This is a genomic window from Limnobacter sp. (assembly GCF_964228395.1).
Lineage (GTDB): Bacteria > Pseudomonadota > Gammaproteobacteria > Burkholderiales > Burkholderiaceae_B > Limnobacter.
Genome location: NZ_CAXQZX010000051.1, coordinates 1 through 24,827, shown reverse-complemented (window position 1 = coordinate 24,827; position 24,827 = coordinate 1). Strand labels below are relative to the sequence as shown.

The following is a 24,827-nucleotide window of genomic DNA, read 5'->3' as shown; positions in this document are numbered from 1 at the left end:
TCAAGCCTCGCTTTCGTTTTTAAGCAACCACACCATGTACACCCCAGCCACCATCAGGCCAGCGGCCAGGTAAAGGGAGCCGCGGTAGCTGCCGGTCTTCTCGGCAATCAGGCCTGCCAAGGCAGGTGCTGCAATTTGCGACACGCCGTAGCTGAGTGTCATGCGTGCCATGGCTTTGCTGGGGTTGATTGGAAACTTGCGCCCGGCGATGCTCAAGGTGAGGTTCACAATGCCAGCGAACGTACCGCCAAACAGCACAGCACTGCACATATTGGCCCAGTAGCCATCCAGCAGTGCTGCCATCACGATAGAAATAATTTGCAGGAGGTAGGCTGCCACCAGGGCTTCGAATACGCCAGTGAGGCGGGCCACCCGATCCCATACAAAAGTGGAAGGAATGGCGGCCAAACCAACCACCACCCACACCCAGGGACCTTGGCCTTTAAGCTCGGGCAGTGATTCTGCAATGGCCACTACAAAAGTGGCACTAATCACGTAACCAAAGCCTGCGCAAAAATACGCGCCAAGCATCAGCCGCATCCAGCGTGAGCTGGGTGGAGGCACCGGGTCTACAAAAGCTTGCGGGGTTCCCGCCTTGGCTGGTTTGGGCATCCACACCCATGCAGGTACAAAAAACAAAACGCCCAAGGCGCCCAGTGCCCACCACTGTTGATCCCATTGCAGGTGGTCCACCATGGCCATCACGGCCAGGCCAGAAAGAACCAGCCCCATCCCGGCCCCGGCAAAGTGCAGGCCCAGTTCTGTTTTTAAGCCCCTGCGTGCCAACCAATTCATGATGAGCCCCGATGCAAGCAGCATACCCGCAGTGCTGGACACGCCTGACACAAATCGTAAAACCACCCAGGCACTGACATCGGTGGTCATGCCCATACCCGCCGTGCTTAACACTGCCACCACCAGGCCCACGCGGTACATGATGTACTTCCATTCCAGATTGCCCAGCGTGGAGGCCAACAACGCCCCGGTGATGTAGCCCATGTAATTCACGGTGGCCAGCCACCCGCCGTCAAAGGCAGACAGATCCGCCTGCTGCCGCATGATGGGTAACAGCGGTGTGTAAGAAAACCTCGCCAGCCCCACGGTAAGGATGAGCGAAGAAATACCAGCCGCTATGGCTTGCCATCGTTGAAGTGTCATGTAATGCCCATACAGATTCGATTCATGTAAAGCAGTACAGAAACAAATTCAATTTATCTGTACTGCAATAAAATTAATTATCCTGAATCTGTTCTGATTAAGCAAAGTTTTTTAAAGTGGAACCCAATGAATTCAAAGCCCAATCCAAGAGGAGTCCACATGCAACACTGGTACGAGCTAGCCGTATTTGCCAGGCACAGCAATCGTGATGTGTGGGGTGGGGGTGTTTTGCGTTGGGGCTTGGCTGGTGTTGGGGGTACAACTGCGCGGCTTTGTTCAGTCCCCGGTCAGGCTGCGGGTGTTCAATGGTTTAATGGCCGTGGCTGTGCTGGGCTTTTTTGCCTACAGCCTGGTGCTCAGCCTGTAGCAGTGTTTCAATAAAGTGGATCACATGCGCTGTGCCTTGGCCTTTGTTGAAATACTGAATGCGGTTGCCCGACGCTTTGGCCAGGTCTTCGCCCACGGGCTGGTCACTGCTAAAACACACCACCGTGTTGCGCCGGGGCAATCCCAATAAAAACTCGGCTGTGTTGGTGGAAGGGGAGTCTGGCAGGCTGAGATCAGAGATCAACACATCATAGGCCTGTTGGTTGGCCGCAAAGTGCGCAAGGCTGGACGACACCGCAAACGACATGGCCGGGAAGCTGGCCGACAAATGGTCAACCAGAAGCTCCGCTTGCAGGGGGTCGTCTTCAATGATGTGGATCGTGTTCATGCAAGCATGGTATGCCGCAACGCTTGCCAAGCACATACCCAGATTACGGGACAACCGGTGAGTAGACCCTTCAAACGGAGGGTGTAAAAATCACAAGTTGAATTCGCGCGTTAAAACAACACGCCTTAACGGTTACGCCCGTAGGCATCGTGTGAGGACACCCATTCATCGGCCAAAATGGCCGACAACAAAGACACATCCCCCGCCAACACCGTGGCCCCTACAATCTCGGCCAGCTTTTTTGCCTTGCCTTCCCCATCGCATTGTAGAAGCTTCAAGCATTCTTGCTGGGTGGGCAAACCGGTGCCGCCGCCTTTGGTGCCACAAATCACCGATGGCAGGGTGACCGAAAAATACAGATCACCTTCAGGCGTGATGTCCATGAATACAAAACCCGCATGGCTTTCCACCACATTGGCCTCGTCTTGCCCGGTGGCAATAAACAAAGCGGCAATGCCGTTGGCCGAATGTGGGCCGCTGTATGCGCTGCCCGCCAGTTGAGCACCCACAGCGCTGCGCTGGCGTTGTTTGAACATGGTCTCTGGCGTGGTTCGGGCCAAGCGTTGCAACACCTCTCGTTTTAGCGTGGTTTCTGCAATCACGCGCTTGCCCCGGCTGTGCACCAGGTTCATGTGCGAATGTTTTTTGTCGGTTTCAACGGCACCGCTCAATGCAAAGTAAGTGACTGCCTCGGGGCTGTGTTTCAGTATCCATTGGCAGGCAGCCCGGGTGGCTTTGCCGCTCATGTTTTGGCCTGCTGCGTCGGCGGTGTAAAAATTAAACCGGGTGTAAACCATGCGAGCCACCTGCCAGTGCTGTATGTGCAGCAGCTTGCCATGGCGTGTGGTTTGCTCCGCCTCGCGTTGAATATCGCCATTGCTTTGCTGCAGCCATGCCACGAAACGTGCGGCAGCCCGGGCGTCCTCAAACTCAAAAACCGGGGCCCGTTGCATTTGGTCATCGGCCACCGTCACTTTTACCCCGCCAGACTCACTGACTATGCGCATGCCTCGGCTGTAGCTGGCCACCAAGGTGCCCTCGGTGGTGGCCAAAGGCACATAAAACCACCCTTGTGCATGCTCGCCGTGCACCAACACCGGCCCCGCAACGCCCACCGGCATTTGCACCACACCCACAAAGTTTTCGGTGTTGTTGCGTACATCACTGGCTTTCAAGCTGTAGTGGCCGGTGTGGCTTAAGGCTGCGCCGGTTTGTTGCAACAAAAAATCACGCCTGGCTTGTGCGGCTTCTTCGGTGTAGTTGTCTTCAAACCGGGGAATTGGCTGGCGGCTCATGCGCGCTTGCCCTTGCTGGCTTTGGCACTTTTGCCTGCAGCGCGCCCGCGCCGGGCGGGGGTGGGGTCATCCAGGCTGGCAATCAAGGTGCGTATGTTTTCAAGCTTGGCTTCCAGCAGGCTTCGCTCCATTTCACTGCGCTCCAAGGCCACGCCCATGGCCGTGTTTTCTTTTTCCAGCGCCACCAGTTGCCTGGTCAAGGCGTTGTTTTCTGCTTCCAGCTCGGTGTTGGCCTGGTAAATTTTCGTCAAGTTGGTCTGCAGGCTTTTAACTTTGTCTTGCAAGCCGTCCACGCGGCTCTTGATGCCATGCTCCAACTGGTTCACCTGGTCGGCCATGACGTGTAGCAAAGGCGCCGTGGGCAAGCTGTTGGCCTTGGCCTTTGCGGCGGTTTTCAAGTTGCGTAATACAGCACTGCCTTTGGTGCTCAAGCCCATGTGGTGTCTCCCCGTGGTGGTTGTAGTGTTGGCATGTGCCATGCCATTTCCCACAGCGTACCAAGAAACTCGCTGTTGCGGGTTAAACACGCCTCAGCAATTCTTTCCCGGGCTTCTGGCGTGGCTGGGCTACAATCCAACAGTTTGCAGCCCATTGCCCAGTGTTCCCCATGACCCCGCGAGTAATCCTGCCAGCCCTGCTTGGGGCGTTGTTGGTGTTGTCTGCCTGCAGCCAAGCAAGCAATCCGCAAACCGCCAACCCAGCCGAGCAGGCAGGCCAGCCCAGCCTGACCGTTGAACTGTTCACTGTCCAAAACCAAACCATGCCTGTGGGCATCACTGTCAATGGCAGTGTAGCGGCCTGGCAAGAGGCCCTCATTGGCGCACAGCTGGCAGGTGTACGCATCGAGAAACTGCTCGCTCAGGCTGGGGATGTGGTTAAGAAAGGCCAACTGTTGGCTCAGTATGACCAAGCCACCGTGCAGGCCGATTTGCAGCAGGCCTTGGGTGCCCTGGCCGAAGCGCAAGCCTTGTACGAACAGGCGCGCATCAACGCCGAGTTGGTGGCTGGCTTGGGGGATTCGGGTGCCATCAGCCGCCAGGAACGTTTGCAGGTCGAGACCATTAGCAAGTCGGCCATGGCCCGATTGCAATCGGCCAAAGCCGCCGTTGCCCAGCAGCAAATCCGCATGGCCAATACACGCGTGGTCGCTATCGACGATGGGGTGATTTCTGCTCGACGCGCTACCCTCGGTGCTGTGCCCAACCCCGGTGAAGAGTTGTTCCGCCTGGTGCGGCAGCAGCGCCTGGAATGGCGCGCAGAGCTTAGCGCCGACGAACTGCTCAAGGTCAAAGTGGGCATGCCCGTGGTGGTGCAACATGGTGAGCAAACCCTTCAGGGCAAAGTGCGTACCCTGGGCGCAGCGGTGGACCCTCAATCGCGCATGGGGTTGGTGTATGTAGACCTGCCGGGCGCTTACGCCCAAGGCATGCGGCCCGGCATGTTTGTACAGGGGCGCTTTGAATTGGCGCAACAGCCCGCCTTGGTGGTGCCCCAGTCTGCGGTGGTTGAGCGCGACGGTTTCACCTACGTGTTTGTGGTGCCTCAAGGTGCTTCACAAGTGCAACGGGTAAAAGTACAGGCCGATCGCACTGGGGGTCAGTGGGTACGCATACTGGAAGGCCTTCAAGCTGGGCAGGCGGTGGTTAAAACTGGTGTGGCCTTCTTGGCCGATGGCGATGTGGTGAAGGTGTTGCCGTGAACGTTTCTGCCTGGTGCATTCGCAACCCCATTGCCTCGGTGATGCTGTTTTTCATGCTCACCGTGGCGGGGCTGGCCTCGTTTGCGGGCATGAAAATTCAAAACTTCCCCGACATTGAGTTGCCCACTGTGCTGGTCACGGCCGCATTGCCCGGCGCATCCCCAGCCCAGTTAGAAAATGATGTGGCCCGAAAAATAGAAAACTCCGTGGCCACGCTGCAACGGGTCAAGCACATTTACACCAAAATTCAGGATGGCTTGGTCAGCATCACGGTGGAATTCGAGCTTGAAAAAGACACGCAAGAGGCCGTGGACGACGTGCGCTCGGCGGTCTCACGGGTTCGGGCTGACTTGCCCACCGACCTGCGTGACCCGGTGATCAACAAAATCGAATTAAGCGGTGCCCCGGTGTTGGCCTACACCATCGCATCCAACAGCATGGACGAGGAAGCGCTTTCCTGGTTTGTGGACGACACCATCACCAAAACCCTGTTGAACGTGCAAGGCGTGGGGGCAGTGAGTCGTGTGGGTGGCGTAAACAGGCAAGTGTTGGTCGAATTGCAGGCCTTAAAAATGCAGGCGCTGGGCTTGAGCGCGCTGGATGTGTCGCGCCAATTGCGTGCAACCCAACTTGAAACCGCGGGTGGGCGGGCCGACTTGGGCCGTGGCGAGCAGCCGCTTCGCACCATTGCCACAGTGCAAAGCGCCGAGGCCTTAAAAACCATGTCCATTGCCTTGCCCAACGGTCGGTATGTGCGCCTGGCTGACATCGCCGTCATTTCAGACACCGTGGCCGAGCGCCGCAGCCAAGCCTTGCTCAATGGTCAGCCTGTGGTGGGCTTCGAGGTGACCCGCAGCAAAGGGGCTGGCGAGGTGGAAGTGGGGCAGGGCGTGGCAAAAGCTTTGCAGCAACTTCAACAAAGCAGGCCCGACCTGAACATTGTCGAGGCCTTCAACTTTGTCGAACCCGTGCAGGGTGATTTTGATAACTCCATCAAAATGCTGCTGGAAGGCGCTTTTCTGGCCGTGGTGGTGGTGTGGTTTTTTCTACGGGACTGGCGCGCCACCTTTGTGTCGGCAGTGGCGTTGCCCCTGTCGGTGATTCCCACCTTTTTGGGCATGTACCTGCTGGGCTTTAGCCTCAACGTGGTCACGCTGTTGGCCATGTCTTTGGTGATCGGTATTTTGGTGGACGACGCCATTGTGGAAGTGGAAAACATTGTTCGCCACCTGCGCATGGGCAAAAACCCGCTGCAAGCAGCACGCGAAGCAGCCGACGAAATTGGGCTTGCTGTCATCGCCACCACCTTCACCTTGATCGCCGTGTTTTTGCCCACCGCGTTCATGAGCGGTGTGGCGGGTAAATTTTTCAAGCAGTTTGGCTGGACCGCCGCCATCGCGGTGTTTGCCTCCCTGGTGGTGGCCCGCATGTTAACGCCCATGATGTCGGCCTACATGCTCAAAGCCACCGGCCACCATCCCGAGCAAAACGAGCCCACGCGCATGATGAAGCGTTATGTGAATTGGGTGCGCTGGAGCTTGCACCACCGCTTTATTACTTGCGTGGCAGCGGGTTTGTTTTTTGTCGGCTCAATCGCCCTAATCCCCTTGTTGCCCACAGGTTTTATTCCCCCAGACGATTTATCGCAAACCCAGGTTTACCTGGAGCTGCAGCCCGGCAGCACCTTCGAAGAAACCGCCGCCTTGGCTGAGCAGGCCCGCCAGTTGTTAAGCCAGGTGGAGCACATCAAAAGCGTGTACACCACCATTGGTGGCGGGGCAGCGGGTTCAGACCCCTTTGCCATGCAGGGCGGCGGCGAGGTGCGCAAAGCCACCCTCACGGTGCTGCTTGACGAGCGCAGCAATCGCAGTGTGCGCAAGCAGGTGATCGAGCAAAACATGCGCGAGGTGTTGTCGAACCTGCCCGGCGCACGCTACAAGGTTGGCCTGGGTGGATCGGGTGAAAAATATATTCTTGTGCTCTCCGGCGATGATGGTGCAGCGCTCAGCAGCGCCGCCTCGGCTGTTGAAAAAGACCTGCGCACCATTCAGGGTGTGGGCAGCATTGCCTCCAGTGCTGCCCTGGTTCGGCCCGAGGTGTGGATTCAACCCGACTTTTCCAAGGCCGCCGAGTTGGGCGTCAGCACCCTGGCGATGGGTGAAACCCTGCGCGTGGCCACACTCGGTGATTACGATGCCGCCTTGCCCAAGCTGAACTTGCCACAACGCCAGGTGCCCATTGTGGTTCGCCTGGACGACGCTGCACGGCAAGATCTCTCTGTGCTTGAGCGGCTCACCGTGCCCAGCACCAAGCCCGGGGTGCCCAGCGTACCGCTTCACCAAGTGGCCACGCTCACTGTAAACGCCGGGCCCTCGGTGATCGACCGCTACGACCGCGCCCGCAATGTGAACTTTGAAGTGGAATTGTCGGGTCGCCCCTTGGGGGAAGTGGCACAAGAAGTGCAACAACTGCCCAGTATTCAAAACCTGCCGCCGGGAGTGGCCCAGCGCAATATCGGCGATGCAGAAGTGATGGCCGAGCTTTTTGCCAGCTTCGGCCTGGCCATGCTCACAGGGGTGGTGTGTATTTATGTGGTGCTGGTGTTGCTGTTTAAGGATTTTTTACAGCCTGTCACTATTTTGGCGGCCTTGCCATTAAGCCTTGGAGGCGCGTTTGTGGGGCTGTTGTTGGCGGGTAAAAGTTTTTCCATGCCCTCGCTGATCGGGCTGATTATGCTGATGGGCATCGCCACAAAAAACTCCATCTTGTTGGTTGAATACGCCATCGTGGCCCGCAATGAGCGCGGCATGTCGCGGCTGGATGCAGTGCTGGATGCCTGCCAAAAGCGTGCTCGCCCCATCATCATGACCACCATCGCCATGGCGGCGGGCATGCTGCCCATTGCCATTGGTACAGGCTCGGCCGACACCAGTTTTAGAAGCCCCATGGCCATTGCCGTGATTGGTGGGCTCATGACCTCGACTTTCCTCAGCTTGTTGGTCATCCCTGTGGTGTACACCTTGGTGGACGATATTGAGCAACGTTTGCGGCGCATGCTTGCCGCAATTCGAGCTTAGAGAAAAACATCTAACTTTGACCGCCGCCCTGCAGCACAATCTAAACTTTGCCCCCGTGTGGGGGCAGGTTTTTTAGCAGCAAGGGAGCATCACATGGCCAGCGCCAACGCACGCAAGTTCAAAACCATCACCATCAACGGCAAAGAGCGTTACCACGAGCCCGCGCCCAAGGGCATCAGCGCGGCCAATTTCAAAAAGGTGGTTGAAAGCCGCCGTTCGGTGCGTAAATTCACCGATACCCCCATTCCAAAAGCTGTGCTGGATGAATGCCTGGACATGGCCTTGTTGGCCCCTTGCTCCAGCGGCTTGCAACCTTGGGAGTTTTACGTGGTAAAAACCCCCGCCAAAAAGGCCAAACTGGTGTCGGCTTGCCTGGGCCAACTGGCTGCCAAAACTGCGCAAGAGCTGATTGTGTGCGTGGCCCGCACCGACCGTGTCACCGAGTTTTCCAAAAAAATGATCCGCGAGTGGCCCATGCCCGATGTGCCGCCCTTGGTGCGCCGTTATTACCAGCTCATTCCATACAATTACGCCCCCGGGCCTTTAAACAGCTTTGCCATGGTTAAAAAGGCCGCTTCAACCGTGGGCGGCTTGCTGGCCCCTTTGCCGCGTGGCCCCTACACCCGCAGCGAGGTCGAGTTGTGGGCCGCCAAAAGTGCTGCACTGGCCTGCGAAAACCTGGTGCTGGCCTTCCGTGCCCATGGCTTTGACACCTGCATGATGGAAGGCTACGACGAAGCCCGCGTGCGCAAATTGCTGAAGTTGAAAGATGAGGCCTTTCCCATCATGGTGATTGGCGCTGGCGAGCGTGCCGACGATGGCGTGTTTTGGCCCCAAGTGCGTTTTGAACGTGAGTTATTTGTTCACGAGGTGTAAACCCTCTACATCCGAAACTGGTCTGCCCCGAGTACCAACTGCATAACAACAGATTGTATTCGGGGACTTGCCATGCACCACCACACCTTTCGCAGCCTGGCCTTGGCCAGTGTTGCCGCCTTCGCCCTGGCCGCTTGCGGGTCAGACACAGGCTCTGGCCCCGCCGCATCGGGCAGGAATGTACAACCCGCCGGCAGCAGCGCATGCGCGGGTGGCAATATGGAAAGTTCAGGCAAACGCTGGTTGTCGGCCTGGGGCGTGACCCGCGTCGAGGGTACTGCCCCGGTGGACACCACCGTGCGTAATATTGCCAAAGTGACCACCGCCGGGCAGTCCATCCGTGTGCGTTTTATTAACCTGAGCGACCAGCCCATGGAAATTGGCGCTGCAGCAGTTGGCTTTCGCGATGGCGCGGTGGGTGCCAACCTCAAACCCAACAGCAACAAGGCGCTCACCTTCAATTGTGGCCAAACATCGGCTGTTATTCCCCCACAAACCGAATCGTTTTACAGCGACGCCTTGGCCTTCCCGGTGAACAGTCAAGACGAGCTTGCCATTAGCCTGTACGTCAAAGGGGCCAACAACCCCGGTGAGTTTGGCGCCACTTGGGTAGAGTCTTACAAGCTCCCAGACGGCTCGGGTAACCAAGTGCTAGAAGCGTCAGGGGCAGGGTACGGGCTCATCGATGGACAACGGTTTTCTACGCCTCCGGGCCTGCCGCTGGTCTGCAATGGTTGCACCGTGTATGCCGTGCGTGATGTGGAAGTGCTCACCAGCCAGGCCAATGGTGCCATGGTGTTTTTGGGCAGCTCCAGTTTCCATGGTTACAACACCACACAAAACCAGTACCGGCGCGTGGGGGATTTGTTGTCCCAGCGCATGGATGCTGAAATTCCAGCAGGGCAACGCAACACCATTGTGAACCGCGGCATTGGTGGGGACACCCTGTTTGCCGCCACCGAATCGCGTTTGGTTCGGGATGTGTTCAACACCGTGGGCGTGTCTTCGGTGGTGGTGTGGGTTACCAACGATTTGTCCAGCAAAACCGCTGATGAAATTATCGCCAATTACCGCGATGTGATTGCCCAGGCCAGCGCCCGCAACATCAAGGTGTATTGCCCCACCTGGTTGCCCGGGGCGCAGTCCACCCAGGCCAATGTGCGAGGCGAGCGGGCCAAGCTCAATGACTGGATTCTGAACAGTGGCGAATGCCAAGGCGTGGCAGATTACAACGCCGCCGTGGAAGCGCCGGGAGGCCTTACCTTCCTGCCTCAATACAACAGTGGCGACTCCATTCACTCCAACGATGCAGGCCACGCATTGTGGGCAGAAATCACACCTTTGGCCGATTGGGTCAGCCCCGCCAAGCGTTGATGCGTTATGCTGGCGTCTTTCACAGAGGCCAGCAAAAATCATGGGTGGTGTAGTTTTTAAGGCTGTTGCAATTTCAGCGCTCACAGGCCTGTTGACCGCCTGTGCTGGCACCTCCATTGGGCCGCGCTCCATCGAGCCCGCCCGCATGAATTACAACGATGCCATTTCTCGCTCATGGGACCAACAACTGTTGTTGAACCTGGTGCGCGTGCGCTATGCCGAAAGCCCTTTGTTTGTTGACATCACCGCAATCAACGCCAGCCAAAGCATGTCCACCAACGCGGGCATTGGAGCCACCATCGGCGATTCATTCACCCGCGAGTTTTTCCCCTCTGCCGGGGTGGAGTATCGCGACACGCCTGTGATCAGCTACAACTACTTGCAAGGCGAGGCCTTTGCAAAACATGTGTTGACCCCGCTCACGCCCGCCATCATCGAGCCGCTCACGCGCTCGGGCTGGAGCGCTGAGCGTTTGTTGTCTTGCTGTGTCGAGACCATCAACGGCATTGACAACGACGTGCCAGACCGCGAACGCTTCGGCATCGTGGCCGACCTCATTGGCAAGCTTCAAATTGCACGCGAACTGCGTATCAACGCCAGCACCGATGGGCGCATATGGCTCACCATCAAATCCAAGGGCCCCTTGGGCATGGACCTGCGCAACCTGCTGAAGCTTGACCCCAGCCTTGAACGTTACGAGGTCATTGACAGTGTCATGCACAGCCCCAGCACGGTTGCCATTCAAGGCCGCTCGGTGTTGTCGGTGATGCATGCCTTGGCCTTTGCCGTGCAAGTGCCTGCGCAAGACGAAGGCAAGGTCACCCAGCTTTACAACAACGTGGGCGCGCCTGTGGACACCCGCTTGCTCACCAGCCAATTGTTGAAAGTGCACAGCAGCAAAGAAGAACCCAAGGACGCTCGGGTCAAAGTGTTTGCCCGTGACCACTGGTTTTGGATCGACGACACCGACCTGAATTCCAAGCTCACGTTGTCGCTGCTGCGCATGCTCTTGGTGATCAAGTCGGTAGATCGCCCGGTGGGTGTGCCGGTCATTACCATTCCGGCCCAATAAATGCCTGCCTTATCGGGCAGGCTTTGAAATGGTTTTTACCACCTTGGTAATTACTTTACGTGGTGTAAACCGAACGCTTTGCGCCATGGCCCAGTTCAACCAACCGGTGATGGTGACCCGCTTGCGGGCCTTGTAGGCCGCGTAGGCCTCCACAGCCACCTCTTCTGAGCTTGGCAATTTGCGCCCTTGCACCAGGGCCGATTTGTTCATATTGGCCTGGGCCTGGAAGCCCGATGCCGTGGGGCCAGGGCACAGTGCAGTCACATTCACGCCAGTGCCTGTCAGTTCTTCATCCAGCGCTTCAGAGAAGCTGAGCACAAATGCTTTGGTGGCGTAATACACGGCCATGTATGGCCCAGGCTGAAATGCCGCCGTAGAAGCCACATTCATGATCTGCCCACGGGTTTGCAGAAGGTGGGGCAACAGCTTTTTGCTCAATACCACCAGGCTTTGCATGTTCAGTTGCATCATGGCCAGTTCTTCTTCAAGCGAGTTGTCTTTGAACAGACCAAACACGCCCACGCCTGCATTGTTCACCAAGTGGTTTAATACCACGCCGCGCTCTTCAATGCTTTGCACCAATGCGTCGGCTGCCCCGGGCTTTGCCAGGTCGGCAGCCAGCACTTGCACTTGAATGCCGTGTTTGGTTTGCAAATCTTCAGCCAGTGCCTGCAGCTTGCTGGTGCTTCGTGCGCTAAGCACCAGGTTAATGCTGTCTTTGGCAAACAGCTCGGCCAGGTGCAGGCCGATGCCTGAAGAAGCCCCGGTAATGAGTGCCCACTGTGTCATGCTCGTCCTCCCAAGCTGGCTGGTGTTTAGTCGATGTAGCTGCAGCAGTAGTCGACAGGGGTTTTTACTTTTAACTGAAATTTGTCGTTGGCTGGCACGTCAAAAGACTGACCACCCACGATGGTTTGCCATTCCTGGCCAGGCAGTTTGACATCCATCTCGCCCGCCAAAATTTCCATGATTTCTTTTTGGGAAGTGCCAAACTCATACTCGCCGGGCAGCATCAGGCCCAGCGTCTTTTTGCTGCCGTCTGCAAACAGCACCGTGCGGCTGCTCACCTTGCCATCAAAGTACACATTGGCGGCTTTCACCACGGTCACATTCTCGAATTTAGACATCAAATTGCTCCTGTTAAGGCATGTTCAGAATGCGAGCATGATGCCTGAAAATTCACCCACCGTGGCGAGCCGCCTGCTCTAATAGAAGTGCGCCGTCTTAGCCCAGCAAACTGGGCAGGTCTTGCAGGCCACCGAGCAAGCCGCCGCCAAGCAGGCCACCCGCATCGGGTAGGGTTGATGATCCAATGGATGAGCCCAGGCCCCCCAGAAAGAGGCCGCCGTCGGTGGTGCCCACCACGTCAGCCAGCAAGTTGGTCACCGGGGCCAAGGGTGTGGCTTGGCCCACTGAGGCAATGGCATCGCCCACGCCACTGAGCGCGCTGCCACCCAAGTCCAGAGCAGTGTTTAGCCCCTCGCCCAGCACCTCAGCCGGCGTACCTGCCAGCGCATCGCTCAAGCCTTCGCCCACGCCGGTGAGCAGGCCGCTTAGCCCGCCATTGTTGTTGCCTGTTAAGGTGGCATCCAACAGGCTGCCCACGGCACCCACCACATCGCCCAGCACCGGCACGGGTTCCAGCATATCGCCCACGCTGCCCACCACGGTGTCTGTAATGGCCAACACACCACCCAGGCCATTGGGGTTTTCGCCTGCCAACACATCGGTTAAGGCATCGCCCACAGTCTCTACCGCATCGCCCACCACCGGAATGGGCTCTGTCAGGTCGCCCAGGTTGTTGGTGAGGTTGCCCACGGTCTCGGCCAAGCCACCCAAGTTGTCAGTGGGGTTGGTGGGGGAGGGCGGCGTGTTGCCAACACCGCTGCCGCCGTCGTCGCCGCTGGCAATCAAAGCCGCAGCACCCACCGCGCCAGCGGCAGGCAGCAAGGCTCCGCCACCCACCAGGCCTGCACCAAACAGTCCAAATGCTTCACCTTGGCTTTCCTGGCCTTCCAGCACCGCAGCTTGGTTCTCCCCGGGCAGGTCCGATACCAAGGTCACCGTGCCATCGGTGGTATCCGTGCCAGACTTCACCACCACTTGACCATGCTCGCCCAGGTCCGGGTCGAATTCGAGCTGCGCCATGCCACCATTGGCCACCTCCAAAAAAGCGGGTATTTGCTGCTGCGTGCCAGGAATGCTCAGCACAGCCAATGAGTTTTCTGTGGAGCGCAATACATCGCCAGCACGCAGCGCCATGTTGGGGGTCAGCAAACGTTCTGCCCCGTCGCGCACCACATAAACCCGGCCCTCCAGGGCGGACACTGTGGCCAGTTCAGAAATGGGAGTGTTCATGGTTTTTTCCTTTTCAAGCAAAGTCTGCGGGAGGTACAGCAAAGGTTTCACCCCCAGCCTGCATGCTGGAGATCGGTGATGCATCAAAACTAAAATCGGTGGGGTGGCTCGCCATGTGGCCGCTGTGCTCAAGCGGGCCAATGCTGGCCGTACCAGGGTCAAAGGTGTTTCTCATGCCAAACAGGCTCAAGTCCACTTGCGTGATGTATTGCGCAATGGGTTCAAACAACGCTTTGGGAATCACGCTGGCTGCCATCGACAAATCCAGCAGGCTTTGGCCTGGAAGGCTGTCGGTGGGCTGCAATGGGTTGTACTGGCCAAGTTGCATGGGGGCGGTCTCCTGGTGTGCCTTGGGGTATTGAAAAGGGTTAACCCTTTTTAGGTAGGCCTTGAGGACTGCAGTATAAGCAAGTTGTCAGAAAAACGCCTACACAATGTCAGTAAAAATAGATAAAAATTACAAAAAACACGTATATCAACCTGTTTTGGGGGGTACTTTAGAGGGGTGTGGAGGGGGGTTAATGGGGGTATAAGCGGCCAAAAAGGTGCTTGAGGGGTGTTACAACTATTGGTGGAAAATTTCACTTACAGTAATGGATTAATCAAATACCTCGACCGTCACCTCCATGTCCCTGCTTCTAAACACCCGAATTACCAAGCTGTTTGGCATTCAGTACCCCATCATTTGCCCCGGCATGACCCATGTGGCCAATTCCACCTTGGTGGCAGCCACCAGCGAGGCCGGCGGCTTGGGTATACTGGCCATTGGGCACCTTACCCCCGAAGAAACCCGCGCTGAAATTCGCCGCGTGCGCAGCCTCACGCAAAAGCCGTTTGCCATTGGGTGCGCGCTCATCATGCCCGGCGCAACAGAGAACCTGGAAGTGGCCTTGCAAGAGCAAGTGCCTGTGATCAACTTCAGCTTGGGCAGTGGGGCCGATGTGTGCAAACGGGTGCATGCCTACGGCGGCAAAGTGATTGCCACCGTAGTGAGCGCCAAGCATGCACTCAGCGCAGAAAAAGCGGGCGTGGACGCCTTGCTGGTGACCGGTCACGAAGCGGCGGCGCACGGTGGCTCGGTGACTTCGCTTGTGTTGGTGCCCGCCATACGGCAGGTCACCCAGTTGCCGATTGTGGCCGCCGGGGGCTTTGGCACTGGGGCGGGTTTGGTGTCCGCCCTGGCCTTGGGGGCCGATGCGGTGGCCATGGGTACACGCTGGGCAGCCACGCAAGAAAGCCCTGTGCATGCCAACACCAAATCGTTGATTGTGGACAAGCAGGTGGAAGAAACCATTTACAGCGCCAACTTTGACAGCATCCCCTGCCGGGTGATGACCACCCCCTACGCTCGCAAAGTGACGCGCAAAAAATTCAACCCGCTGCGTGCCATGTGGCGTGCATGGCAGGCCGCCCGCGACATGAACAAACCCATGTTGGGCATGATTCGGGATGTATTAAAGCTGGGCTTTGAACAGGCCCTACGGGTGGCGTTTTTTGGGGCTGCGGTGCTGCAAATTAAACGCGCCACCATAGAAGGAGATCACCAGCGCGGCATTCAACTGATTGGCCAGGTGCAAGGCTTGGTGAGCGATGTGCCCACCGTGGCCGAGTTGACCCAACGCATCATGGCAGAGGCGGAACACGCCCTGGCCCAGCTTAACCGGCTAAAGCAGCCTTAAACCACGCGGTCAGTTTGATGGCGGCGCTCAATCGTCGTCATCGTCGTCGTCATCATCCCAGTCATCGTCACGATCATCCCAATCGTCGTCATCATCATCCCTGTCCCAAACACGGCCATCTCGGTGAACCCACACGGGCTTGGGCTGGCCCAGCACAATTTGAATGTCAACGCCGTGGTGGGGTTTGAAGTGGGGCCAGGCAGGGTGATCTGCCATGGCTGCTTGGGCGAACAGCAAGCCGCCACTGGCGGCCAGCAAAGCGAGGATTTTATTCATGCCTTACTCCAGAGAATCAAACGCGCTTGCGCAGTTTGTTAACTCATGAAGTGTTGAGGAGGTTGACAGGTCGCTGCAAATTTTCAAGCCGCTGGCTGTGCAGCCAACCCCGCCGTGAGCAAGTCAATCACGGCCTTGCCAAAAGCTTTCTGAAACGACTTGTCCTCGGGTTGAAACAAATATTGCATGGAGCCGGCCATTAACATGCCCACCACTGCTGTGGCCGTGGCTTTGGTGTCAAGGTTGCTGCGGAAAAACCCCTTCCGCTTGCCATGCTGCAAATACTCACTGGCTACCCGTTGCCCTTCTGCATGCATCGCGGCAATCCGCTTAGTCATTTCGCCATCAATCGAGGTGGCCTCCAGCAGCATCAGCCGCAAAGCGCGCGGGTTAGATTGCGCAAAGGCATAGAGCTTTTTCAGGATGCTGGCCAACTGCGTTTTGTACTCGGCCAGAGAGTTCACTTTCTCGGGAGAAAAATCGTCCCTCAGGGCGTTCGTCAGATCTTCAATGGCGGCGTCCAGCACATGTTCAAGAATATCGCGTTTGTTCTCGAAGTGGCGGTAAAACGTGCCGTGCCCAATGCCCAAGCGCTGTGCAATGTCAGCAATCGCGGTTTGGTGGTAACCCCGTTCAGCAAACTCTTCAAAGGCAGCATCAATGATGTCGGCCCGAAGTTGGAGTTTTTGACGTTGCGCCCGGGTTAAACCCTCGGCCTGTGCGGTGGTGGTCATAAAGTTGACAACTCATTCCGTTATTGACAATATGTTCCGGCAAAGTATAGGCGCAAGCGGCCATAAGGCACAAGCCGTGGCTTTGGCTCACCCAGCATCACGGAGACCGCATTGAACTCAAACACTTCAGCATGCCCAGCGCCATGGCAACTTCAGGGCCATGGCTTGATTGTGCTGTTAAAAAACTCAACCAAGCGCGTGATGGCCGATCCCGCCATTGAGCACATCATGGTTCCAGCGCTGCGTTCCCGGTTTTCAGTGTTGATGTTGGTCAATTACGAACACTCCAACGTGGGGCCTTATCAAGAGTTGCTTTACATCCCCGGCAGTGCGCAGATTGATGGCCGCCGTCACCTCACCATTAGCAACATCTGGGTGTCCAGCCAAGCCAGCGTGGACAACGGTCGGCGCAACTGGGGCATTCCCAAGCAACTGGCCAACTTCCAGTGGCAAACCCTAACCGATGGTGGCCAGCGTGTGCGTGTGGAGCATGGGGGCCAAACCCTCATTGACCTGCGCTACCAGGGCAAAGGTTGGGCTTGCCCAGTGCACACCGCGCTGGTGCCCAGTTTCATGCGCACCCTGGTGCAAAGCCTGAACGGCCAACGATTTGTGTACACCCCCAGCGCCAAAGGGCGCTGCAAATTGGCCAGTGTTCAACAGATCAGCACACCTTCGGGGCTGTTCCCGGCCATCCAATCCAGCGATGTGGTGGCAGCCTTTGAGGCCAGCCAATTTCAAATGACATTTCCCGTGGCGCAGGTTCAAGCAAGGGCTCATATTCATGTCTGAGTTTCAATTTAAATTCCGCGTGCGCTACGGCGAATGCGATGCACAAGGCGTGGTGTTCAATGCCCGCTATGGGGACTACGTCGACCTGGCGGTCACCGAATACCTTCGCGCTGGCTTGGGCGGTTATGGCGAATTGGTGCGCATGGGCTTCGAAACCCAAGTGGTGCGCCTGCTCACGCAATGGAAAACCCCCGCACGGTTTGACGACGTGTTGTGCGCCGAGGTTGCCCCCACCCACTTTGGCAACACCAGCTTCACCTTGAGCGTTGCTTTTACCCAAGCGAACACCGGCACTTTGGTGGCCACCTCCGAGATTACATACGTGCTAGTCACTGCCAGCAACTTTGAAAAAACAGCCATCCCCGAAGACCTGCGCATGGCCCTTCAAACCCGAGCACGCGGCCACGTGGTGAACCAAAGCGGGCAGGGCGCTTAAGCAAACGCTTTTACACAAACCAACAATTCAACACACCATTTCAGGAGACACCCATGCGTTACCCTAAACCCAGCTGGAGCAACTCAGACCTGGAGCTTTACCGTGCCAACGTGCGCCGCTTTGTAGAAAGCGAAATCAAACCCAACCAAAAAAAATGGGCCGAGCAACAACACGTGGACCGCAACACCTGGCTTAAAGCCGGTGAACTCGGTCTGTTGCTGGCCGATGTACCCGACGAATACGGCGGCAGCGGCGGCGACTTTACGCACATGGCCGTGTTGTTTGAAGAACTGGCTTACGCCGGCGACCGCGCCTTTGGTGTGCATGTGCACGCCATTGCCGCCCACTACATTTTGAACCACGGCACCGAAGCCCAAAAACAAAAGTACCTGCCCAAAATGGCCACCGGTGAAATGATTGGCGCCATTGCCATGTCCGAGCCCGGCGCGGGCTCTGACCTGCAAGGCATCCGCACCTCGGCGGTGAAGCAGGGCGATCAGTACGTCATCAACGGTTCTAAAATTTTTATTTCCAACGGCTACCTGGCCGACCTCATTGTGGTGGTCACCAAAACCGACCCCAACGCGGGCTCTAAGGGCGTTTCGCTGTTGATTGTTGAAACCCGCAACTGCGAAGGTTTCAAAGTGGGCCGCATTCTGGAAAAGCTCGGCCAAAAAGGGCAAGACACCTGCGAACTGTTTTTTGACAACGTGAAGGTACCCACCGACAACCTGCTGGGCGCCGAAGGCCTGGGCTTTATGCAGCTGATGGTAGAGCTGCCCTACGAGCGCCTGATGTTGGGCGTGGGTGCGCTGGCCGTGGTCGAGGCTGCCATTGAGCTCACCCTTGAATACACCAAAGAACGCAAAGCCTTTGGCCGCACCATTTTTGAATTTCAAAATACCCGATTCAAAATGGCAGAGCTTAAATCCCAAGCCGTGGTGGCCCGCGCCTTCATCGACACCTGCGTAGAAAAACTGGTGAAGGGCGAGCTGGACACCACCACCGCATCCATCGCCAAGCTGCACTTAAGCGAGCTTGAATGCAAAGTGATCGACGAATGCCTGCAGTTTTTTGGCGGCTACGGCTACATGCTCGAATACCCGATTGCCCAAATGTACGCCGACGCCCGCGTGCAGCGCATTTATGGCGGGTCTTCCGAGATCATGAAAGAAATTATTGCCCGTTCGCTGTAAGGCGCCTGAATTTGGCTTGGTAGAAGCCCGCTGACCGCGAGGGTTGGCGGGTTTTTCATTTTTATGCCAGACCGAGGCCTCCATTTGATCAGTTGTCATACAGATGATAAACCTCTTGATTTTTCTGGGGTTATGTATGGAATGTTCTTTCCGGTTGAATGGCCTGCCAATGAGCGCCGTGAAATATGCTCATCTTGAGTTCCCTGCTTTTTCAGGGCTAGGTTCGCATGTGAACAAATCAAATTACACATGTCACAAAAATGTGGGCGCCATTCCCATTGGGTACTATTACATCGTCGACAGGTCTTCTGGTGGCTGGCTGGGTGAGATTCGAGATCTGTTTTCCTCCAAGTCGGAGTGGTTTGCGCTTTATGCTCTTGATGGAAAAATTGATGATGAGGTGTTCTGTAACTCCGTAGCGAGGGGGCAATTCAGAATGCATCCCAAGGGGTCCCTTGGTAGAAGTGAAGGGTGTATCGTGTTGGCCAACGAACGAGACTTCCAGTCCCTCAGTGTGTTAATCCGAAAACATCCGCCCGTTGCCGTACCAAATACAAAATTTCTCGCCTACGGCGTTCTTTCCGTCATCGCATGAAATCACGAACCAATGTCATCAAGATGGTGCTCACTTTGTCCTTGGGCTGGCTCGTCGTGCATTTTTATTACGAATTCTCTCTTTCAGAACGGATTTGGACCTTTGTTCTCCATCAAACGCATGACCACAATCCAGGCCTGGCCTCCGATATTGAGTTGATCGCTGTGGCCCTATTGGGATTTGGTTTTGCCTGGTTTGTCGTCACTAAGTTGGTAAATATCCTGCTGTCTCAAAAACCAAACGATTGATTGAAAATTAGAGTTTTCCCCCAAGGTTTACAGTTGTTACTGACAAAAATCATTGATACATTGTGCAATGTCAATATCAGAAAAAAAGCTGTAACCAAAGGAGTCAACATGAAAGTCATTCCAGTTCGCCGCGACGTCAAAATCAACCTTGATGAGTCCCGCATCAACAATTGGCACGAAGCCGGCCCCCACGTCACCCACTTCTTCAACGCCTTGTCTGTGCTGTTTCCCGCCGGCGAGCGTTTGTTCATGGACTCGGTGCGCGCCTACAAAGACCAGGTGACCGACCCCGACCTTAAAAAGGCAATCACAGCGTTTATTGGCCAGGAAGCCCTGCACAGCCGTGAACACGAGGAATACAACGAAATGATGGAACGCAGCGGTGTACCTGCCCTCAAGCTGGACAAGATGCTGTGGAACCTGCTGGGCGGCTTGCAAAAGGTGTTGGGCCGCAAATTGTCGCTGGCTGGCACCATTGCCCTGGAGCACTACACCGCCATCATGGCCAACGCCGTGCTAAGCGACCCCAACGTCACCGGCAAAAATTCTGATGAGGGCTTTCGCCAAATGTGGCAGTGGCACTCGTACGAAGAAACCGAGCACAAAGCCGTGGCCTACGACGTGTGGAACACCGTGATGCCCGACAACGTGTACAACCGCTTCATTCGCCGCTTTGGCATGGTGCTGGCCACCATCATCTTCTGGCCTGTGGTGGCCTACTTCCACGCCCGCCTGGTGCTGGCCGACCCCAACACCAAAGGCAAGCACCTGCAAGGCTACAAAGCCGTGGGCAAAATTTTGATGGGCAAGGAAGGCATTTTCCGCAAGGCCATGGGCGACTTCTTCGACTACTTCCGCGCCGACTTCCACCCCTGGGACCATGACAACAGCCACTTCATGAAGGACATCGACGCCTTTGTTGAGCAGGTCAACAACGCCATGCGCAATCCCAACCCCGAAGTTAAAAAGGCCGTGCGCGCACGCCTGAGCAAAGCGGTGAGCGGAGCGACAGCCACAGCCGCTTGATTTTGCAAAGCATCAATAAAAGCCCAACAGTGATGTTGGGCTTTTTTTATTTGTAAGCCAAATGCCCTTAAAAGCTGAAATGTGCGCTTCCCCTCAAATGCGGGGGTGGTGTTTGTTGGAATGTTTAGCACAACAAGGCTGGGTGCGGCTTTCGGTGTGTACTTGTTTTAGCTACCTAACAACCAGAACCGAATCGTACGCTTGCCGTGTAGTAACAATGAATTTACATTTCGAAACCATTGGCGTTGCACTTTGCAAAAGCATTGGCTGCAGAATGGGCGGGCGGTAGCCGTGGTGGATCGGGAAAGCGAGTCTGAAGCTACCGCTTGAAGTTTCGTCGGAAAGTTTGTGGATACAAATGGTGCCTGCGGTGAACGCCGCTAACGGGGCAGGTGGACACCTGACAGATTACCGAATGTAGAGGTAACTGCTTGGCGGGTGAGTACGACAGGCAATCGCTTCGAGGTGGTTGGGCGACTAACTTCATTCAGCCAAGGCAGATCAATTATCAGAGCCTCACGATAAAGAAAAAGTAAAGCTGCCATAGTCTGTTTGTGTGTTGATGCAGAGATTTTTCGCTTAACTCTGGGTCAAGCAAACGTGGCGAATTTCGGGTTTTGGTTCTACTGTTCATAGAAACAGTATGTTGTTGGATCTTCAAGCTGTGCAAAGGGGCTCGCTCTGTTGGTGTAGCCCCACGTGAGATGTTCGGATAAACGGATATCGCCGTTATTTTTCGATAAATCAAGTTAGACATACACTTAAGGCATTAGGAGAGACAGATGCCCCGCATCGACGAAGTCTTTAAGAAATCTGGAGTTCCAACTCATACTTTCGTTGAGCCAGATGAATACGATCGAGTTCGCGTAGCGATTCAAACGCCCGGCCGAGGCGTCATCATTGAAGGCCCATCTGGAATTGGGAAGACATCCTGCATTAAGAGAGCACTAGATGAAACTGGGCTTGCTGAGTCATGCTTATTTTTGTCCGGCCGAAAGCAAGGAGACATACCACTCATCAACGAGTTGCCCACCATGAGGAGTATTGGGGTTGTAATCATTGACGACTTTCATCGCTTACCCCCTGCCTCAAAACAAAAGATCACGGACTTCGCCAAAACGCTTGCGGACGAAGAGGACACGACAAGCAAGATCATTTTAATTGGCATCAATCGCGCAGGCCAAACTCTGGTTGAATATGCGCCAGACCTTCTTCACCGCGTGGAAACCATCCGGGTTGGCAGAACAAGTGTTGAGCGAATAAGGCAACTCATTGAGTTGGGAGAGCGCGCCTTAAATTGCAGTATTTCAATTTCTAGCGAAATATCCGAGGAGGCAGAAGGAAGCTTTGCGATGGCACAAGTTTTGTGCCACGAGGTATGCCTCCAAGGAAAGTTGCTAGAAACTCGTGTCGCCCCTGAGCCAGAAAAAATTGGCATGAGCTTACCAGCAATTAGGGAGGCAGTGCTTGCGGACCTTGGCCCAAGATTCTTCCCCATTGCGAGAGAGTTCTCCACAGGCAACAAGCTACGCAGAGAAGGTCGTGCGCCATACCTTCACCTTCTGCTTTGGTTATCACAAACGCAGGAAGGAGCACTCGACACAAAGGAGGCCATGGCCGCAAACCCCGATCTGAAAGGAAGCGTGTCGCAGGTGATAGAAAAGGGCCACTTGAACAACCTCATTGCCAATTCCAACACGATCTCGGAATTGATCCATTTTGAATCAAAGACAGACTTATTAACAACCGAAGATCCAAAATTTCTTTACTTCATTAGGAACATCATTTGGTCAAAATTCGCAAGACAAGTCGGTTACTTCAGCATTGACTTTAATAGTAGATACGATTTCGCCCTTTCTTTTGCTGGCGAAGATCGCTCTCTAGCCGAATCACTCGCTCACGAACTCACCACCCGTGAAATAAGCGTCTTCTACGACAAAAATGAACAACACAGAATACTCGCCAACGATGTTGAGGAGTATCTCGCACCGATATATCGAAGCGAGTCCAAGTTCGTCATAGCGCTGCTCAGCAAAAATTACCCCAAGAAGATATGGACCAAATTTGAATCCGAGCAATTCAAGCAGAGATTCGGGGAAGGCGCCGTAATTCCAATTTGGTATACAGATACTACTCCTGGACTTTTCGACGAAAGTAGACGGGTAGGCGGCTTATCTTTCGACCCAACCAAAGAAAATGTCGAACAATTGGCAAACATCGTCGAAGCCTTGTGCAAGAAACTTGAAGAAATGCGCCAAGTAGAGGTCAAAAATTCCGAACAGCAATCTTTGTTCCCGGCATCCGGGGCCTAGCCTTCCAATTCCCCAGTGATGTATAACAGTAGGTTGAACCCGGATGCCAACACTGGTCATGCCTTCGGCATTTTCATGGCCAGTGTCGGTACACTTCGCGCTACGCGCTCCGTCGCCGGTTAACCCAGGCGTTAGAAGTCAAAGGAGATACTTGTGGCTCGCGAAGACCACCTGTCACGGGGCCTGACTGGCGTTCAGTTGATCGGCACCAGCGCCAGCAATTGGCCGCAGAGATCGAGAAGGTCGATCCCGATCGCCTACTGAATACGTCTGTGGACGATTTAGCGCTCTACTTCTGAGAAAAATACAAGATCGACGTTCCGGTTCTTGACGAAGACAACCTTGTGGTGGATCAGGGAGAGAAGCAGATTGACGTCAGCAGGGATCAGAACAGGTATATCACAAACCGGAGCGGGCCCTTCTATATTACAGGGTCGGAAATTGAAGTAGAGATCCCGTTCAGCGGTGAGGCAGAGGCCTTCAAGATCCAGCCGAATCCATACACCCTAAGCCCGCCTCGGGCGAGCGTACGCGGCAACCCACTGACGTTCGCGATCCTAGGTTCAAACCTCGAGGCGGCTCAGGTTGGGGGAGAGATCCACCCCAATTTACTCGACTTTCTTCTTCAAACAATCAGAGCCAATCTCATCGACGGTCCCACATTAACTTCGATCTATATTTCTTCATTGAAAGATCAACATAATTTTCCAAGTCGGCATATGCAGGGCTTGGGCAAAGCTGTGGATATTTCCCGCATCAACGGCATGCGGATGTCGACTCATTACCCGAATGATCCGGCAGTAAAACTCATTTCGGATGCCATCCAGCTGGCCTTTGAGTCATGGGGTGGCCGACGAGAAAACTTCGGTCCTCTGTTCAAAAGAAAACACGGAAAGCCTCACCCTGTTGCCGGCCACACCGATCACATTCATCTCTCGGTGGACTAAGCCATGATTGTTACTCAAAAAATATCGGTCGCGCTTTGCCTCATCGCTTGCGCGGGAACGATTGCCGCCGCCGAACTGGATGCGGATGTTCTTAAACGCAACATGGCCTACGGTGATGTTATTGAGCTCAATCAATACAGCCCTGGCGGTCAAAAAGGCCTTATGTTGAGGCTATTTTCAACCCCCGCTCATCAAGAGTCCTGCGGCCTTGAAACAGGAGCCGCTTGTAAAAACCAGCACCTCATCACTGTGGCAACTTTTGATGAAATACCGGAGGTACAGGTACATACCCTTGGTGCAACCGGCGAGTTTGTAAAGGCAAAGTGGATTAAGACGAAAGGCGACGAAAGCACACCCGACCAAGCCGAGCTGGTGCTTACATTTCGCCAATACAATCGTGTTGCCACACGCGCCAACCCAACGCTTCCCAAACAGACTTATCGCGTGGGCTTGAAAATTACCCAACAAGGCATAGAAGAGACTTTGCTCACCAAGTAGCCACCATCTCCCCCAGCAACAATCCCCCAACAAAAAAGCCAGGCACTTTTCAGCACCTGGCTTTCTCAAAACCAACCACTCAAACTTAGGCTGCTTTTACCTTCAAGCGCCATGCGTGCAGCAGTGGCTCGGTGTAGCCGGCAGGTTGTTCCTTGCCTTTAAACACCAGGTCACAGGCTGCTTTAAAGGCAGCAGAGGTTTCAAAAGTGCCAGCCATGGGCTTGTACGCGGGGTCGCCAGCGTTGTGCTGGTCCACCACTGCGGCCATGCGCTTCATGGTTTCCATCACCTGGGCTTCGGTCAAAATGCCGTGCTGCAGCCATTTGGCAATGTGCTGGCTGGAAATGCGCAGCGTGGCGCGGTCTTCCATCAGGCCTACGTTGTTGATGTCGGGCACTTTGGAGCAGCCCACACCCTGGTCTACCCAGCGCACCACATAACCCAAAATGCCCTGGGCGTTGTTG

24 protein-coding genes and 2 pseudogenes are annotated in these 24,827 nt (G+C 55.5%); 15 read left to right on the top strand and 11 right to left on the bottom strand.

Features of this window, described 5'->3' with window-relative positions:
• The 4 genes from ACEQU8_RS03980 to ACEQU8_RS03965 form a co-directional block, all read right to left on the bottom strand.
• Nucleotides 1-1,158: a YbfB/YjiJ family MFS transporter gene (locus ACEQU8_RS03980; RefSeq protein ID WP_370261640.1), complete on the bottom strand. Its 1,158-nt coding sequence runs from the start codon at nt 1,156-1,158 to the stop codon at nt 1-3.
• 310 nt (nt 1,159-1,468) lie between these two features.
• Nucleotides 1,469-1,873, bottom strand: a complete 405-nt coding sequence (locus tag ACEQU8_RS03975; RefSeq protein WP_370261638.1) for a hypothetical protein — start codon at nt 1,871-1,873, stop codon at nt 1,469-1,471.
• A 125-nt stretch (nt 1,874-1,998) separates the two neighbouring features.
• Nucleotides 1,999-3,168 (bottom strand): hydroxymethylglutaryl-CoA reductase, encoded by a 1,170-nt coding sequence (locus ACEQU8_RS03970; RefSeq protein ID WP_370261637.1) that lies wholly within the window; start codon nt 3,166-3,168, stop codon nt 1,999-2,001.
• Nucleotides 3,165-3,605: a hypothetical protein gene (locus tag ACEQU8_RS03965; RefSeq protein WP_370261636.1), complete on the bottom strand. Its 441-nt coding sequence runs from the start codon at nt 3,603-3,605 to the stop codon at nt 3,165-3,167. Before ACEQU8_RS03965 ends, ACEQU8_RS03970 begins: the two co-directional genes overlap by 4 nt.
• A 170-nt stretch (nt 3,606-3,775) precedes the next feature.
• Between ACEQU8_RS03965 and ACEQU8_RS03960 the strand changes: the two genes are divergently transcribed.
• The 5 genes from ACEQU8_RS03960 (at nt 3,776) to ACEQU8_RS03940 (ending at nt 11,266) form a co-directional block, all read left to right on the top strand.
• On the top strand, nt 3,776-4,867 hold the full coding sequence (locus ACEQU8_RS03960) for an efflux RND transporter periplasmic adaptor subunit (protein WP_370261634.1): 1,092 nt from the start codon (nt 3,776-3,778) through the stop codon (nt 4,865-4,867).
• Nucleotides 4,864-7,944, top strand: coding sequence for an efflux RND transporter permease subunit (locus tag ACEQU8_RS03955; protein WP_370261632.1), 3,081 nt, complete (start codon nt 4,864-4,866; stop codon nt 7,942-7,944). The genes ACEQU8_RS03960 and ACEQU8_RS03955 overlap by 4 nt, the downstream gene beginning before the upstream one ends.
• Before the next feature lie 93 nt (nt 7,945-8,037).
• Entirely contained in the window at nt 8,038-8,820 is a 783-nt protein-coding gene (locus ACEQU8_RS03950) for a nitroreductase family protein (RefSeq protein WP_370261630.1), read from the top strand.
• 72 nt (nt 8,821-8,892) lie between these two features.
• Nucleotides 8,893-10,194 (top strand): GDSL-type esterase/lipase family protein, encoded by a 1,302-nt coding sequence (locus ACEQU8_RS03945; RefSeq protein ID WP_370261629.1) that lies wholly within the window; start codon nt 8,893-8,895, stop codon nt 10,192-10,194.
• Between the two features lie 40 nt (nt 10,195-10,234).
• Complete coding sequence (locus ACEQU8_RS03940) at nt 10,235-11,266, top strand: hypothetical protein (RefSeq protein ID WP_370261627.1); 1,032 nt, start codon at nt 10,235-10,237, stop codon at nt 11,264-11,266.
• A 9-nt stretch (nt 11,267-11,275) separates the two neighbouring features.
• On the opposite strand, the gene ACEQU8_RS03935 is transcribed toward ACEQU8_RS03940, so the two are convergent.
• The 4 genes from ACEQU8_RS03935 to ACEQU8_RS03920 form a co-directional block, all read right to left on the bottom strand.
• A complete protein-coding gene (locus tag ACEQU8_RS03935) occupies nt 11,276-12,055 on the bottom strand; it encodes an SDR family NAD(P)-dependent oxidoreductase (protein ID WP_370261626.1) in 780 nt (259 codons plus the stop codon).
• Nucleotides 12,056-12,081: 26 nt separating this feature from the next.
• Entirely contained in the window at nt 12,082-12,393 is a 312-nt protein-coding gene (locus tag ACEQU8_RS03930) for a pyrimidine/purine nucleoside phosphorylase (protein ID WP_370261625.1), read from the bottom strand.
• 97 nt (nt 12,394-12,490) lie between these two features.
• A complete protein-coding gene (locus tag ACEQU8_RS03925; protein ID WP_370261623.1) occupies nt 12,491-13,624 on the bottom strand; it encodes a hypothetical protein in 1,134 nt (377 codons plus the stop codon).
• A 13-nt stretch (nt 13,625-13,637) separates the two neighbouring features.
• Nucleotides 13,638-13,952, bottom strand: a complete 315-nt coding sequence (locus ACEQU8_RS03920; protein WP_370261622.1) for a hypothetical protein — start codon at nt 13,950-13,952, stop codon at nt 13,638-13,640.
• A gap of 292 nt (nt 13,953-14,244) precedes the next feature.
• Between ACEQU8_RS03920 and ACEQU8_RS03915 the strand changes: the two are divergent.
• Nucleotides 14,245-15,303, top strand: a pseudogene (locus ACEQU8_RS03915) (NAD(P)H-dependent flavin oxidoreductase); the annotation flags it as partial.
• Nucleotides 15,304-15,330: 27 nt separating this feature from the next.
• On the opposite strand, the gene ACEQU8_RS03910 reads toward ACEQU8_RS03915, so the two are convergent.
• The gene (locus tag ACEQU8_RS03910) at nt 15,331-15,579 is read right to left on the bottom strand and encodes a hypothetical protein (protein ID WP_370261621.1); all 249 of its coding nucleotides are present in this window, start codon (nt 15,577-15,579) and stop codon (nt 15,331-15,333) included.
• An 83-nt stretch (nt 15,580-15,662) separates the two neighbouring features.
• A complete protein-coding gene (locus tag ACEQU8_RS03905) occupies nt 15,663-16,313 on the bottom strand; it encodes a TetR/AcrR family transcriptional regulator (protein ID WP_370261618.1) in 651 nt (216 codons plus the stop codon).
• A 111-nt stretch (nt 16,314-16,424) separates the two neighbouring features.
• On the opposite strand from ACEQU8_RS03905, the gene ACEQU8_RS03900 reads away from it, so the two are divergent.
• From ACEQU8_RS03900 to ACEQU8_RS03860, 9 genes are all read left to right on the top strand, one after another.
• Nucleotides 16,425-17,105: an acetoacetate decarboxylase family protein gene (locus ACEQU8_RS03900; RefSeq protein WP_370261617.1), complete on the top strand. Its 681-nt coding sequence runs from the start codon at nt 16,425-16,427 to the stop codon at nt 17,103-17,105.
• Nucleotides 17,098-17,541 carry an acyl-CoA thioesterase gene (locus ACEQU8_RS03895; protein WP_370261615.1) on the top strand — a complete coding sequence of 148 codons (444 nt, stop codon included), beginning with the start codon at nt 17,098-17,100 and terminating at the stop codon, nt 17,539-17,541. Before ACEQU8_RS03900 ends, ACEQU8_RS03895 begins: the two co-directional genes overlap by 8 nt.
• 53 nt (nt 17,542-17,594) lie before the next feature.
• Nucleotides 17,595-18,737, top strand: a complete 1,143-nt coding sequence (locus ACEQU8_RS03890) for an acyl-CoA dehydrogenase family protein (protein WP_370261613.1) — start codon at nt 17,595-17,597, stop codon at nt 18,735-18,737.
• 136 nt (nt 18,738-18,873) lie between these two features.
• Entirely contained in the window at nt 18,874-19,332 is a 459-nt protein-coding gene (locus ACEQU8_RS03885; protein WP_370261612.1) for a DUF2778 domain-containing protein, read from the top strand.
• On the top strand, nt 19,329-19,580 hold the full coding sequence (locus ACEQU8_RS03880) for a hypothetical protein (protein WP_370261611.1): 252 nt from the start codon (nt 19,329-19,331) through the stop codon (nt 19,578-19,580). The genes ACEQU8_RS03885 and ACEQU8_RS03880 overlap by 4 nt, the downstream gene beginning before the upstream one ends.
• 108 nt (nt 19,581-19,688) lie before the next feature.
• Nucleotides 19,689-20,606, top strand: a complete 918-nt coding sequence (locus ACEQU8_RS03875) for a metal-dependent hydrolase (protein ID WP_370261608.1) — start codon at nt 19,689-19,691, stop codon at nt 20,604-20,606.
• 782 nt (nt 20,607-21,388) lie between these two features.
• Nucleotides 21,389-22,918: a TIR domain-containing protein gene (locus tag ACEQU8_RS03870; RefSeq protein WP_370261607.1), complete on the top strand. Its 1,530-nt coding sequence runs from the start codon at nt 21,389-21,391 to the stop codon at nt 22,916-22,918.
• 347 nt (nt 22,919-23,265) lie between these two features.
• A complete protein-coding gene (locus ACEQU8_RS03865; RefSeq protein ID WP_370261606.1) occupies nt 23,266-23,865 on the top strand; it encodes a hypothetical protein in 600 nt (199 codons plus the stop codon).
• Nucleotides 23,866-23,868: 3 nt separating this feature from the next.
• Nucleotides 23,869-24,363: a hypothetical protein gene (locus tag ACEQU8_RS03860; protein ID WP_370261605.1), complete on the top strand. Its 495-nt coding sequence runs from the start codon at nt 23,869-23,871 to the stop codon at nt 24,361-24,363.
• Nucleotides 24,364-24,448: 85 nt separating this feature from the next.
• On the opposite strand, the pseudogene ACEQU8_RS03855 reads toward ACEQU8_RS03860, so the two are convergent.
• Nucleotides 24,449-24,827: pseudogene (locus ACEQU8_RS03855) on the bottom strand (malate synthase G); the annotation flags it as partial.